Annotated in this window: 11 protein-coding genes; 10 read left to right on the top strand and 1 reads right to left on the bottom strand. The window is 46.6% G+C overall.

Annotation, left to right across the window (positions count from 1 at the left end; translation table 11 throughout):
• From PLH26_RS14875 to PLH26_RS14830, 10 genes are all read left to right on the top strand, one after another.
• On the top strand, positions 1–2,039 hold a 2,039-nt coding region (locus PLH26_RS14875), incomplete at its 5' end, for a glycosyl hydrolase family 95 catalytic domain-containing protein (RefSeq protein ID WP_324586818.1).
• A 28-nt stretch (positions 2,040–2,067) separates the two neighbouring features.
• Entirely contained in the window at positions 2,068–3,213 is a 1,146-nt protein-coding gene (locus PLH26_RS14870; protein ID WP_324586819.1) for a CaiB/BaiF CoA transferase family protein, read from the top strand.
• A 3-nt stretch (positions 3,214–3,216) separates the two neighbouring features.
• Positions 3,217–4,362 carry a CaiB/BaiF CoA transferase family protein gene (locus PLH26_RS14865; protein WP_324586817.1) on the top strand — a complete coding sequence of 382 codons (1,146 nt, stop codon included), beginning with the start codon at positions 3,217–3,219 and terminating at the stop codon, positions 4,360–4,362.
• Between the two features lie 172 nt (positions 4,363–4,534).
• Positions 4,535–6,766 carry a DUF5703 domain-containing protein gene (locus PLH26_RS14860; RefSeq protein ID WP_324586816.1) on the top strand — a complete coding sequence of 744 codons (2,232 nt, stop codon included), beginning with the start codon at positions 4,535–4,537 and terminating at the stop codon, positions 6,764–6,766.
• 174 nt (positions 6,767–6,940) lie between these two features.
• Complete coding sequence (locus PLH26_RS14855) at positions 6,941–7,444, top strand: MaoC family dehydratase (protein WP_324586815.1); 504 nt, start codon at positions 6,941–6,943, stop codon at positions 7,442–7,444.
• A 28-nt stretch (positions 7,445–7,472) separates the two neighbouring features.
• Positions 7,473–7,916: a MaoC family dehydratase gene (locus PLH26_RS14850; protein WP_324586814.1), complete on the top strand. Its 444-nt coding sequence runs from the start codon at positions 7,473–7,475 to the stop codon at positions 7,914–7,916.
• 1 nt (position 7,917) lies between these two features.
• The gene (locus PLH26_RS14845) at positions 7,918–9,075 is read left to right on the top strand and encodes an extracellular solute-binding protein (RefSeq protein WP_324586813.1); all 1,158 of its coding nucleotides are present in this window, start codon (positions 7,918–7,920) and stop codon (positions 9,073–9,075) included.
• 15 nt (positions 9,076–9,090) lie between these two features.
• Positions 9,091–9,951, top strand: coding sequence for an amidohydrolase family protein (locus PLH26_RS14840; RefSeq protein ID WP_324586812.1), 861 nt, complete (start codon positions 9,091–9,093; stop codon positions 9,949–9,951).
• A 7-nt stretch (positions 9,952–9,958) separates the two neighbouring features.
• Positions 9,959–11,011, top strand: a complete 1,053-nt coding sequence (locus PLH26_RS14835) for an L-rhamnose/proton symporter RhaT (protein WP_324586811.1) — start codon at positions 9,959–9,961, stop codon at positions 11,009–11,011.
• Positions 11,012–11,016: 5 nt separating this feature from the next.
• Positions 11,017–12,066, top strand: coding sequence for a Gfo/Idh/MocA family protein (locus PLH26_RS14830; RefSeq protein WP_324586810.1), 1,050 nt, complete (start codon positions 11,017–11,019; stop codon positions 12,064–12,066).
• A gap of 66 nt (positions 12,067–12,132) precedes the next feature.
• Here PLH26_RS14830 and PLH26_RS14825 read toward each other — a convergent pair whose 3' ends face one another.
• Complete coding sequence (locus PLH26_RS14825; RefSeq protein ID WP_324586809.1) at positions 12,133–12,432, bottom strand: iron-sulfur cluster assembly protein; 300 nt, start codon at positions 12,430–12,432, stop codon at positions 12,133–12,135.
• Positions 12,433–12,688 lie beyond the last annotated feature (256 nt).

The following is a 12,688-nucleotide window of genomic DNA, read 5'->3' as shown; positions in this document are numbered from 1 at the left end:
GGCAGGCTGAATTGTTGGGTCATTCTCTTGATATTTCCAACGGCATGTGCGAAGTATATTTACTGGATAGTGCCAGAAAGAAGATCAGGCTGCAGGTATTCACTGATATGTCAAAAGATAAATTATGGCTGAAGCTGGTAGATATGGAAGGCAATGAAGTTCCCAATATTTTCAATCGTATAAGGATGTTCCCCGATCCTTCAACGCCTGAAGAATTCCCTAAGCATACAACTGCGGAAATGCTTTCCGATGGTATATTGTCATTCCGGCAGACCCTGCCTTACCGTGAGCCTGAACATTATGACTCATCCAAAGGCGATCCAAAAGATAAAGCGTTTCGTTTAACAGTGTCGAGCAATATTGCCTTAAAGAAAAACAGCAGGATCAACTGGAACGGAAATGAAGAGCAGATGAAGCCGCTGGAGGCTGCTTTTGAACCGGGCGCCGGCTTACTGACCTGCATTTCCTTAGAGGAAGGAATGGATAGTATGGTAAGCAGAACACCAGCGGTAGATAAGCCCACGGCAACTGCCTGCCGGCAATCGGAACAATCTTCTGACCAAACATGGCGGGCTTATTGGGCAAAGTCGGGAGTAAAGCTCGCCGATGATACGCTGGAGGAAATATGGTACAGGAACCTGTATTTTTTTAACTGCGCTGCCAAAGACAGCGCTACAACACCGGGTTTGTTTGCCAACTGGAGCTACAACAAGATCGGCACGGCATGGCATGGCGACTATCACATGAACTATAATACGCAGCAACCTTTCTGGATGACTTTTTCCAGCAATCACCTTGAAAAAAACCTCCCTTATGTAAATCTTGTAGAGCGGCTGATGGATGTGAGCAGGCGTTGGGCGAAGGAATACTATGAACTTCCGGGTGCTTATTTTCCACACTCCGCTTATCCGGTAGATATGACAATGAATCCTTACCCTGTGCCGCACTGGGGCTGGGAGATCTGCGAAACGCCCTGGACAGTGCAGGGATTGTGGTGGCACTACCTCTATTCGGCAGATACCACTTATTTAAGACAGAGAGCGTATACGCCTGTTAAAGAAGCTGTGCAGTTCCTGGTTGCTTATATGCAACGCCCCGAAGCACGGGGCGGCCCCCGCTGGAAAGACAATAATTATCATATTTTCCCTACTATTCCGCCGGAGTTGTATGCGTTGCGACCGGGTTTTCAATACAACTATGACTGCAATGTTGATTTAACGCTCACTAAATTCATTTTTAAAGCATTCGGCCAAATGACCAAAGTGCTGCACACAGAGCGCCAGGAAGCGGTTTTGTTGAAAAGCATTGAGGATATCCTCAATCACTATCCCGAATACCCGAAAGCTGCTTCGGCAAAATATGGTGAAGTGCTTGTATCGGTTCCGGGCGAACATGACCAGGTGGTTTACAATGTGCCGTCGCCTTTGATGTCGGTATTTCCCGGCGAAGATTACGGACTGGATGCGGATGACAGCACCATGCAGTTGCTGAAGGATACTTATTACAACCAGCAAAACGAAGGGGGCAATGATCTCGTGTTCATCAACCTGCAGGCGGCAAGGCTTGGGCTGCTGGACCTGGAACGGTTCAAACGCCATGTGAATTATTCATTGCTGCCCAATGGCACGGCTACAGATAAAGTGATGCAGGTACATGGCCGTTACAGCGATCAAACCAGGTACGATTATATGGGCGCCATGGGTATCTGGTTTGAGAATTTTGCTTTGCCTGTAGTGATCAATGAATGCCTGATGCAGAGCTATAACGGGGTGATCAGGCTTTTTCCCAATTGGAACAGGTCGAAAGATGCTTCTTTTTACCAATTGCGGGCAGTAGGCGCTTTCCTGGTGAGCGCCGATCTTTTGGAAGGAGAGGTAAAGAAAGTGTCTGTATTCTGCGAAAAAGGGGGGAGGTTGCAGATAATATCGCCATGGGGTAAAAAAGGAAAGATCATCCGTGGTGAACAACAGATAGATATTGACAAAGAACAGGTCACTATTGATACACAGGCCGGGGAAACCATCCTGTTGCTGCCCTGATCTTGTAAAATGAACGGTATTGGAAATTATGAAAGGGATGACACCACCACTTAAGGGTATAACCGTACTTGAATTTGCGCAGTATTTGTCTGGCCCATGTGCAGGGCTCAGGCTTGCAGACCTGGGTGCAAGGGTAATTAAAATAGAGCAGCCTTTAAAGGGAGAATCGGGAAGGAAGCTTGCCATCAAAAACATGTGGGTGGATGAGAGCTCACTTTTGTTTCATACCATCAACCGGAACAAGGAAAGCTTTGCCGCTGATCTTAATGATCCTGAAGATATGTGCTGCCTGCGGGCATTGATACAACAGGCGCAGGTGCTGCTGCACAATTTCCGTCCCGGCGTTATGGAACGCAAGGGATTGGGATACCGGGAGGTTGCTGCCATCAACCCCTCCATTATATATACACATATCACCGGCTATGGAAAACAGGGTAAATGGGCGAAGAAGCCGGGGCAGGATCTGCTCATCCAGGCAATGTCGGGACTGGCCTATACTACGGGAAGCGCCTCACATAACCCTACTCCGCTGGGATTGGGGATCGGTGATTATTTGTGTGGCAACCAGGCGGTGCAATTTATCCTTGCTGCATTGATACGAAGTGGTAAAACAGGTAAAGGCGCACTGCTGGAGCTCAGCCTGCTTGAATCGCTGATTGATTTTCAGTTTGAATTCCTTACTACGTATTTTAACGGGGGAAGATTGCCGTCAAGATCCGGCGTAGATAATGCTCATGCATTGTTGAGCGCACCATACGGTATTTATAAAACCACCGATGGTTATATTGCCATTGCGATGATGCCGCTCCGGCAACTGAACATGGCATTGCAGTGCGGCGCGCTTGATGCGTTTGACGAAACCGAAGCCTTTGCCCGCAGGGATGAGATCAAGTCTGTTATAGCTGCGCATATTTCAGCAAAAGACACAGCTTACTGGCTTGACCGTGCCGGGCCGCTTGATCTGTGGATCGCACCTGTGCTCAACTGGCGGCAGATGAAAGAAAAGAATGGATACAAAATACTGGACATGGAACAGGAAGTAGAGCTCAATTCCGGTCGCACATTCATCACCACGAGATGCCCGATCAGGATTGATCGCAGAAAACTTTATTGCAATAAACCTGCGCCATCACCGGGACAGGATACCGGGACTATAAAAAACAGTTTGCTGTAAAATATGGAGAGATTATTAGACGGCATATTGGTACTGGATTTCAGCCAGTTTTTATCGGGTCCAAGCTGTGGGTTGAGGCTGGCAGACCTGGGGGCAAGAGTAATTAAAATAGAACGTGAGGGAAGCGGGGATCTTTGCCGCGAATTGTATGTATCTGATACAAAGATCGGTGATGGTGAATCCACTATTTTTCATGCCATCAACCGCAACAAGGAGAGCTTCAGTATAAACCTTAAAGACCCCGAAGCGCTGAAAAAGATAAAAAAGCTGATCGCAAGCGCGGATGTGATGCTGCACAATTTTCGGCCGGGAGTGATGACTAAATTGGGGTTGGACTATGATACGGTCAGGCAGATCAATCCTGGTATCGTTTATGGTGAAGTAAGTGGTTATGGTGATGAAGGCGAATGGAAAGACCTGCCGGGGCAGGATCTGCTGCTGCAGGCGGTGTCGGGGATCACTTATTTATCCGGGAGCAAAGATGATCCTCCTATACCTATGGGAATAGCCGTAGCCGATATCGTTGCCGGAACACATCTTGGTCAGGGTGTGCTGGCTGCTCTATACCGTAAGCAGCTTCACGGAACAGGAAGCCTGATACAGGTGAGCATGCTGGAGAGCCTGCTGGATTTTCAATTTGAAGTACTGACCTGTTTCCTCAATGATGGCAACACCCTGCCGGTGCGCAGCGCTGTGAACGGAGCGCACGCTTATATTGCCGCGCCTTATGGAATATACAAAACTGCCGATGGATATATTGCCATTGCCATGGCGCCCGTAGCGAAATTAGGAGAGCTGATGCAGGTGGGATCTTTATGCAGGTACAAAGATCCTGAAGGCTGGTTTGATAACAGGGATGAGATCAAAGCCATTTTACAGGAATCGTTTTTACAGCGTACTACTGCAGACTGGCTGTGTATTTTAGAACCTGAAGACATCTGGTGTGCTGATGTATATGATTATGAAGATCTGCTGGCACAGGAAGGCTACCGGCTGCTGGAAATGGAACAATGGGTAGTATCCAATGCTGCAAAAGTAAAGACCACCAGGTGCCCGGTAACGATTGACGGTGAAAAGGTAACCGGCAGCCGGGGGGCCCCGTTGCTTGGAGAGCATAATGAAAAAATTACACGCGGGTTCGGGTTGTAGATGGAGTAGTGTTACGTTGGCGATAATACGCTGTATCAATTTGTGAATGGTGAATAGTGAATAGTGAGTTGTGAGTTGTGAGTTGTGAATGGTGAATCCATTGCCTATTCACCCGGGCAATACGACATATATAATTAACTCGACACTATGTAAAAGATGACAAATACTTTTTATGCTTAGAAAATTATTTATGTGTTTATCTTTTGGGACGCTGACCGGCGCATGTTCATATGCTCAAAAGGTGGCCGACTTCAACCTCGTATTTCCTGAAAAAGGAACAGACTCATGGAGCTCAATGCCCCTGGGCAATGGAGAAATATCTTCGCAGGTATGGACGGATAAGGAAGGCAGGGTTCAGCTATATATAGGCGCCACGGGCAGCAGGGATGGTATGGATAATGTAATAAAAGTAGGAAAGCTGACCATTCAATTTGAACCTGACATCCTTGCAAACAGCCCGGGCTATACCGAAACCCTGCTGTTGGATGAGGGGGCATTCCGTATTAAAAACAAGCTGGCTGATATCCGCTTCAGAGTAGATGCCAACCAGCCGCAGCTCATTATTTCAGGTGCATCTGTCGTTCCGGTCAGGGTAAAAGTAACCAATAATATATGGCGAAAGGAGACACGTGACCTTAATAAAGATGAATATGTAGCCGAATATAAGGATGCCGAAATGCCTTTCCGGCCTTTTATTGAAGCTGATGATGCAATGATCTCCGGTGAAAGTATACTATGGTTCCATCGCAACAGGAATGAGGTATTCTGGAATGAAGTAATGAAAGCAAACGACCTGCTGGATGAAGGTATTCCCAACCCGCTTAAAAACAGAACCTCCGGCGCTCTTGTGCAGGGAGACGGGCTGAAACCTTTAAATGATACTGTTTTATATACGGCGGCGCCGTTAAAAAAATTTACCATCAAAACTACTGTACTGGTGAAGCAAACGGATGCAGAAGATGGATATGTAAATGAATTGTCAGGCCTGGCAGCCGGACTGGAAAAAAAGCCGGAAAAGGAAATGCTGGCGCTGCATAAAAAATGGTGGTCGGATTATTGGAACAGGAGCTATGTTTTTTTCAGTTCAGAAGACAAAGCGCTCAACGATACATTGCATGTATTGAACCGCGGGTATATTCTTCAGCGGTATGTGAACGCCATAGGCGGCAGGGGAGAGCTTCCCGTAAAATTTAACGGCACTACTTTAGTGCTTGATACTTATCAGCACGCGATCGGAAATGTATCCGGAAAATCTGCAGATGCAAGATTGTGGGGAGGCGCCTACTGGTGGCAAAATACAAGGCTGATCTATTACCCGATGCTGGCATCGGGAGATACCGATCTGCTGCAGCCTTTTATTAAATTCTATCTTGATCTTTTGCCGGTGGCTAAAAAAATGACGCAAAAATTTTATAAGCATGCCGGCGCCCGTTTTGTGGAAACGGTTCATTTCTGGGGCGCATGGAGAGGAGGCGATATAGGTTGGAACAGGACCAATCTGCAGCCGGGGATCGCCACCAATCCTTATATAAAAGACCTTATCATTGCCGGGCTGGAAATGTCTCATTTTTTGCTTGATTACTACACTTATACCGGCGATGACAAAATGCTGCAGGAAAAAACGATCCCTTTTATCAGGGAAGTGCTGCTCTTTTATGATAACCATTATCATCATGATGCAGGCGGTAAATTGCTGATCACTCCTGCGCAGTCTCTTGAAACGTATATCAATGGTGTAAACCCAACGCCCGATATTGCCGGTCTGACGGTGGTCAGTGCAAGAGTGGCAGGCTATACAAAAGACACTGCGCTGCTTGCATTGTGCGCCAGGCTGCAAAAAGAAATTCCGGCATTGCCACAGCGTGTGAAAGATGGTAAAAGGATACTGCTTCCCATACAATCTTATAAGAACATCATCAACATAGAATCGCCGGAGCTGTACCCTGTATTCCCCTTCCGGATATATGGCGCCGGCAAAAAAGACAATGAAATTGCTATCAATACTTTCAGGGAAAAGCCACGTGTCTGTAAGGGCTGGCAGCAAACCGGTATAGAAGCTGCTTTGCTTGGGCTCACAGACAGTGCGGCCAGGATCATGAAGATAAACGGGCTTGCCTATGATAAAAGATTCCGCTTTCCCGGCTTCTGGGGTCCCAATTATGATTATACGCCTGATCAGTGTCATGGCGGGAATTACCTGAATACCATTCAAACCATGTTGCTGCAGGCAGAAGGCAATGATGTATACCTGTTGCCCGCATGGCCGGAGCAATGGGATGTAAAATTCAAATTGCATACACCCGGCAACAGGCAGGTGGAAGCTGAATGGAAGAGGGGGAAAATGGTCGCCCTAAAGAAGCACCCGGAAGGGAATGAAGCTGAAGTTATTATTGGATTCCGGTAGAATAATTTGAAAATGAACGCGGTCGGTACGCGACGGAGAAGCGTCAGACGGCGATAAGAGTAATTCTCAAACCTGCCAGACAGAAGGCTGGTTTGAAAATAAAATCACTGGTGAAAAACTGCTTCCTGTCCTTATGTGCCGTTGGTCCTATAAATAATAAACAACAGATAATATATGAACCCTAATAACGATGCTACAAAACATAAAGATATTCCGGTGTGGAATGCCGAAGATTGGTTTTATGAAGATATAGTGATCGGTAAACGGATCCGGTCTATCCGCAGAACGATCAGCGAGGGAGAAAGCATGCAGTTCAATACACTTGTGCTGGATATGCATCCCTATGTTGCCGATGATATTTTTGCCAGGGAGCGGGGGATCTTCGGGAAGCGGCTGGTGGCAGGGGCTTTTGTGTTCAGTGCAGGTCTGGGGCTGGTAGCTACCAACTGTGTCAATGCATTCAGCTATGGCTATGACAAGCTGCGGTTCATCAAGCCGGTATTTATCAACGATACCATTTATACCATAAAAACAGATCTTGATAAACAGCCCAAATATAAAGATATGGGACTGTACAGGGCCAGCTATGAAATTTTCAAGAACGAAGGAGAACTGGTACTGTATTGCGAGCATATACAAACAGTTAAATACCGGGATCCTGAACAATTTAAGATCTGAAATTTCAAATTTGAAATCTCAAATTCGCATGTTTGCTAAATTATACTTTGAAGATTATACCGAAGGCGATACCCGGGAAACCAGCGGGCGCACCATTACCGAAACCGATATTGTACTGCATGCCGGTCAGACAGGTGATTTTTTCCCGCATCACATGGATGCGGAGTGGTGCAAAACGCAGCCGTTCAGGGAGCGCATTGCCCATGGGACGCTCATTTTCAGCGTGGCGGTTGGTATGACGGCCTCCCTTATCAACGAGGTGGCTTTCAGCTATGGATACGACCGCCTGCGATTTATTAAACCTGTTTTTATAGGGGATACCATAAAAGTAAAAGTTACCATAAAAGAAAAAAAGCCTTATAAAAAGCCGGGTATGGGGTTCGTGACCGAGCTGGTGGAAGTATTCAATCAAAAGCAGGAATGTGTAATGATCTGTGAGCACATAATGCTGGCACAGCTAAAACCGGTATAAGATGAAGCATATTACTGAACTGAAAGGGATCACCTGGGGGCATAGCCGCGGATATACACCATTGGTCGCCTGCGCCCAACGTTACTCTGAGTTGCATCCGGAGATCAATATCACCTGGAAGAAAAGGACCTTGCAGGAATTCGCTGATTTCCCGATAGAACGGCTTGTGCATGAATACGACCTGCTGATCATTGATCATCCCTGGGTGGGTTTTGCTGCAGACACGGCATGTGTACTACCGCTTGATCAATATTTGCCCGAAGCATATCTTAACGACCAGTTGAAGCATACTGTAGGGCATTCTCATTTAAGCTATTGTTATGAAGGACATCAATGGGCGCTGGCCATTGACGCGGCAACGCCTGTTGCCAGCTTGAGGAAAGACCTGCTCGAAAAAAATAGTGCAAAGATTCCTGAGAGCTGGGAGGCGCTGATAGCGCTGGCAGAAAAAGGGCGGGTAGCCGTACCCGGTATCCCGATTGACCTGCTGATGAACTTTTATATGTTCTGTGTGGCATTGGGAAAGGAGCCCTTTAGTGGCAGGGAAGAAGTCATTGACAATGTCACCGGAAAGGAAGCGCTGCAAATGATGAAGGAGCTCTGGGGCAGGATCAACGACAGGATGTTTTTCTGTAATCCTGTTGCAGTGGCCGAGCTGATGACAATGACAGATGATTTTTGGTATTGTCCTTTTGCATACGGGTATTCAAATTATTCGCGCAGGGGATATGCACGCACGCTATTGCATTATACAGATATGATAAGCACGGGTTCCGGCGGCAGGCTCCGGAGCACGCTCGGCGGCACGGGATTATCAGTATCTGCGTTTTCCGGTCACAGGGAAGAAGCTGTACAATTTGCAGCATGGATCGTATCGCCGCAGGTGCAGTCAACCATATATGCATGCAACGGCGGGCAACCGGGGCACAGGCTTGCCTGGGAAGATGAACATGTGAACCATTATGCCAACGGATACTTTATAAATACATTGCCTGCTGTGGACAGGGCATATGTGCGTCCCCGTTATAACGGCTACCTGCATTTCCAGGATAAGGCCGGAGAACCGATTCAGCAATACCTGCAATATGGCGGAGATGCACAATCTGTACTTGACCGGATGAACCTGCTGTACAGAAGTTCATTGAAGCAGGCGATTTGATAATATTTTAAAATAATGATGGTGAAAAAAAATATTATAGATACGCATATCCATATCTGGGACCTTGAAAAGGCGAGGTATGAATGGCTGGATAACGATACATCTGTACTGAACCGCAGCTATCACCTGGAAGAGCTGCTCCCTGAAATGAGCAATACACCTGTTGCCTCGGGCATACTGGTGCAGGCAGCCAATAACCTGGAAGATACAACGCTGATGCTGGATACTGCCGGGCGTCACAGGGAAATTATAGCCATAGTGGGATGGCTGCCTTTGATGGAGCCGCATAAAGTGCAAATGCTGCTGGAAAAGCAATTTGATAAGGAGCCCTATTTCAAAGGTGTCCGCCATCTTATACATAATGAAAGCGACCCGCGCTGGCTGTTGCAACCGCAGGTAACAGAGAGCCTTGAAATGCTGGCATCATACCATATTCCCTACGATATTGTAGGGATCAATAATGAGCATCTCAAAACAGCGATCCAGGTTTCTGAAAAGATCCCCTCCCTACGGATGGTGCTGGATCATTTGAACCAGCCGCCCATAAAGGCGGGTCAACGGTTTGGAACATGGGGAGAGCTGATGAAAGAGATCGCTGCTAACGGTAATGTATACGCTAAAATATCGGGGCTTGGAACAGCGTCGGGCAATCCTGTGGGGTGGACGGCAGATGATATCGCGCCTTATGTAGGTTATGCATTAGAAGTATTTGGAACAGATCGTTGCTTTTTGGGAGGAGACTGGCCGGTTTCAACACTTGCCGGCAGCTATGGCACGCATTGGGAAAAATATACCGGCATCATAAACACATTGCTGAATGATGAAGATGCGGAAAAAGTGTATTATATGAATGCTTCCCTTTTTTACAATCTATAAATTTGCCATGAATCTTATAGCAGGAATTGCTTTACATTTTACCGGTGCGTTCGCAGCATCGGTATGCTATACGCCACAGAAAAAAACAAAAGGCTGGTCGTGGCAAACGTACTGGCTGCTGCAGGCAATGGTTTGCTGGGTTGTGCTGCCGGTAACAGTAGCTTTTTTAACCATACCGCAACTGTGGCTGGTGCTGGCAGAAGCGCCCTTATCGGCAATGAGAAGCTCCTTTTTTCTGGGGATGTTGTATGGCATTGGCGGCACGGCTTTTGGTGTTGCCATACGCTACGTTGGCTTTTCACTTACCTATGCCATTTCAGTGGGTATCTCTTGTGTGCTGGGCACGCTGTTGCCGCCCTTGTATGAAGGAAGGCTTGCATCTGTGCTGAATGGCAGCGGGGGCAATATGATCATAACAGGTATTGCTGTAGGAGCGGCAGGCATAGCGCTGTGTGGGTTTGCAGGCCGGCTGAAAGAAAAAGATTATGAAAGCCGGCACAGGAAGAAAGACAACCATTCATTTTCCGTTGGTATCGGTCTTTGTATCCTCGCCGGGGTATTATCTGCATTATATGGCTTTTCTCTGTTCCGGGGGCAGCCCATTGCAGACATAGCGGCAAAATACGGGGCCGGGAACTTCCAGGGGAATGTGATCTATATCTTCTCCAATACAGGCGCTTTTGTTACAACCGCTTTATATTGTACTTATCTTCATTTTAAACGTAAGACATGGAATGAATATAAAGCTCCTGTAGCTGAAAATGACGGCAAGGCCCGGTGGCTATGGATGAATTATGCACTGGCTGCGCTGACGGGAATACTGTGGTATACCCAGTTTTTCTTTTACGGGCTGGGGCACAACCGCATGGGAGCATATAAATTTACAAGCTGGGCCATCCACATGATCATGCTGGTGCTGATCAGCGCTTTCATAGGTATTGTAATGAAAGAGTGGGCCGGGGTAAAAAAATATACCACCAGGGTGCTGATGCTGGCATTGATGGTACTGATAGCTGCTGTGCTGATCATAACTTATGGAAACTACCTGGGAGGAAATTAATATACATGAACAGTTTGGAACATATTCGGTTTGATATACCGGCGATCGGGCAAACCTGCCCGGTTGTGATCATTGGCGCCGGCGGAATTGTTGAGACGGCTCATCTGCCTGCTTACCGGTTAGCCGGTATTCCTGTGAAGGGTATTGTTGATATGGATAAACGAAAAGCAGAAAGGCTGGCTTTAGTATTTAATATACCCCAGGTTTATAACAGAGCAGAAGAAATGGTGAGAGAAGCTGCCTGCGATTGTATATACGATATTGCCGTGCCCGGAAAGAACATTACAGCAGTACTGGCAATGCTACCGGACAATTGTTATGCGTTGATACAAAAACCCATGGGAGAAAATATAGAACAGGCTGAAGAAATATTAGCGCTGTGCAGGAAAAAGAATATCACTGCCGGGATGAATTTCCAGTTGAGGTATGCGCCTTATGTATTGATGGCAAAGCAAATGATAGGAGAGGGACTGCTGGGTGATATCTGCGATCTTGAAATATATGTGAATGTATATACGCCATGGCATCTTTGGAATTTCTTGTATGGGGCTCCGAGAGTGGAAATACTGTATCACAGCATTCACTACATTGACCTGGTAAGAAATATGCTGGGTAACCCGGTGAATATTTTTGCCAAAACTACGCGGCATCCTCAAATGCAGCAATTACAGGACGTGAAGTCAAATATTATCATGGATTATGGCGCTTTTATAAGCGCAAATATTTCCACCAATCACACACACAATTTCGGCACCCATAACCAGGATGCCTATATAAAGATCGAAGGAACAAAAGGGGCTGTTAAAATAAAGCCCGGGTTGTTGATGAATTACCCTGAAGGAATTGAAGACGGCTTTGAATATATTTTGTCGGGCGAACCTCAGTGGAAAACATTACCCGTAAACGGTTCCTGGTTCCCGCATGCTTTTATCGGCTCCATGCATGAAATCATAAAAGCCCGCCAGGGTATTGTTTCGTACCCGGATAATTCTGTGGAAGATTGTATTGATACCATGCGGCTGGTGGAAAAAGCCTACGAGGTGCCTAAAGCATAATGAAGCATTGTGGCGGGAAATAAAAATTGCTCCGTTTACTACTCACTACTCACTATTCCCCATTCACTACAAAAACCCCAGTTCCAGCTTTGCTTCTTCACTCATCATTTCCCTGTTCCAGGGCGGGTCAAAAGTAAGATGCACGTACACATCGGTTACGCCTTCAATGGCTTCTGTTTTTTGTTGTACTTCTGCCACAATATCGCCTGCAACAGGACAACCGGGTGCAGTAAGGGTCATAATGATCTTTACTTTACCGTCGTCATTTACCGCTAACTCGTATACCAATCCCAGGTCCACGATGTTTACGGGAATTTCGGGGTCGTACACTGTTCTTAAAACTTCTTCTATTTTATCGTAAAGCATGATTTAGATTTGAAATTTTAAATTTGAGATTTGAAATCTCTGCGGTCTGATCCGCCGCGGCGGATACCGACCGCTTTCATTTTCAAATTTCCACATTTCTCGTATTTCCACGTGGTCAGAAGGTAGTCAGGGAATTTGAAACGGAATCTCATCTCAAATCAGAAATCTCAAATTTCAAATCATCTGGCCTTCAACGCCACACCATACATTTTCATCTGCTTCAGCATAGACAGCAGCCCGTTGGAACGGGTAAGCG

The organism is Agriterribacter sp., assembly GCF_035444585.1.
In the GTDB taxonomy this organism is placed as follows: Bacteria; Bacteroidota; Bacteroidia; order Chitinophagales; family Chitinophagaceae; genus Agriterribacter.
The sequence above is the reverse complement of the archived record's forward strand: the minus strand, read 5'-3'. Positions and strand labels throughout refer to the sequence as shown.

What these genes read in the sequence shown, in the direction of transcription:
- PLH26_RS14870 (WP_324586819.1), top strand. Translation starts at nt 2,068, where the DNA reads ATGAAAGGGATGACACCACCACTTAAGGGTATAACCGTACTTGAATTT.
- PLH26_RS14865 (WP_324586817.1), top strand. Translation starts at nt 3,217, where the DNA reads ATGGAGAGATTATTAGACGGCATATTGGTACTGGATTTCAGCCAGTTT.
- PLH26_RS14860 (WP_324586816.1), top strand. Translation starts at nt 4,535, where the DNA reads ATGCTTAGAAAATTATTTATGTGTTTATCTTTTGGGACGCTGACCGGC.
- PLH26_RS14855 (WP_324586815.1), top strand. Translation starts at nt 6,941, where the DNA reads ATGAACCCTAATAACGATGCTACAAAACATAAAGATATTCCGGTGTGG.
- PLH26_RS14850 (WP_324586814.1), top strand. Translation starts at nt 7,473, where the DNA reads ATGTTTGCTAAATTATACTTTGAAGATTATACCGAAGGCGATACCCGG.
- PLH26_RS14845 (WP_324586813.1), top strand. Translation starts at nt 7,918, where the DNA reads ATGAAGCATATTACTGAACTGAAAGGGATCACCTGGGGGCATAGCCGC.
- PLH26_RS14840 (WP_324586812.1), top strand. Translation starts at nt 9,091, where the DNA reads ATGATGGTGAAAAAAAATATTATAGATACGCATATCCATATCTGGGAC.
- PLH26_RS14835 (WP_324586811.1), top strand. Translation starts at nt 9,959, where the DNA reads ATGAATCTTATAGCAGGAATTGCTTTACATTTTACCGGTGCGTTCGCA.
- PLH26_RS14830 (WP_324586810.1), top strand. Translation starts at nt 11,017, where the DNA reads ATGAACAGTTTGGAACATATTCGGTTTGATATACCGGCGATCGGGCAA.
- PLH26_RS14825 (WP_324586809.1), bottom strand. Translation starts at nt 12,432, where the DNA reads ATGCTTTACGATAAAATAGAAGAAGTTTTAAGAACAGTGTACGACCCC.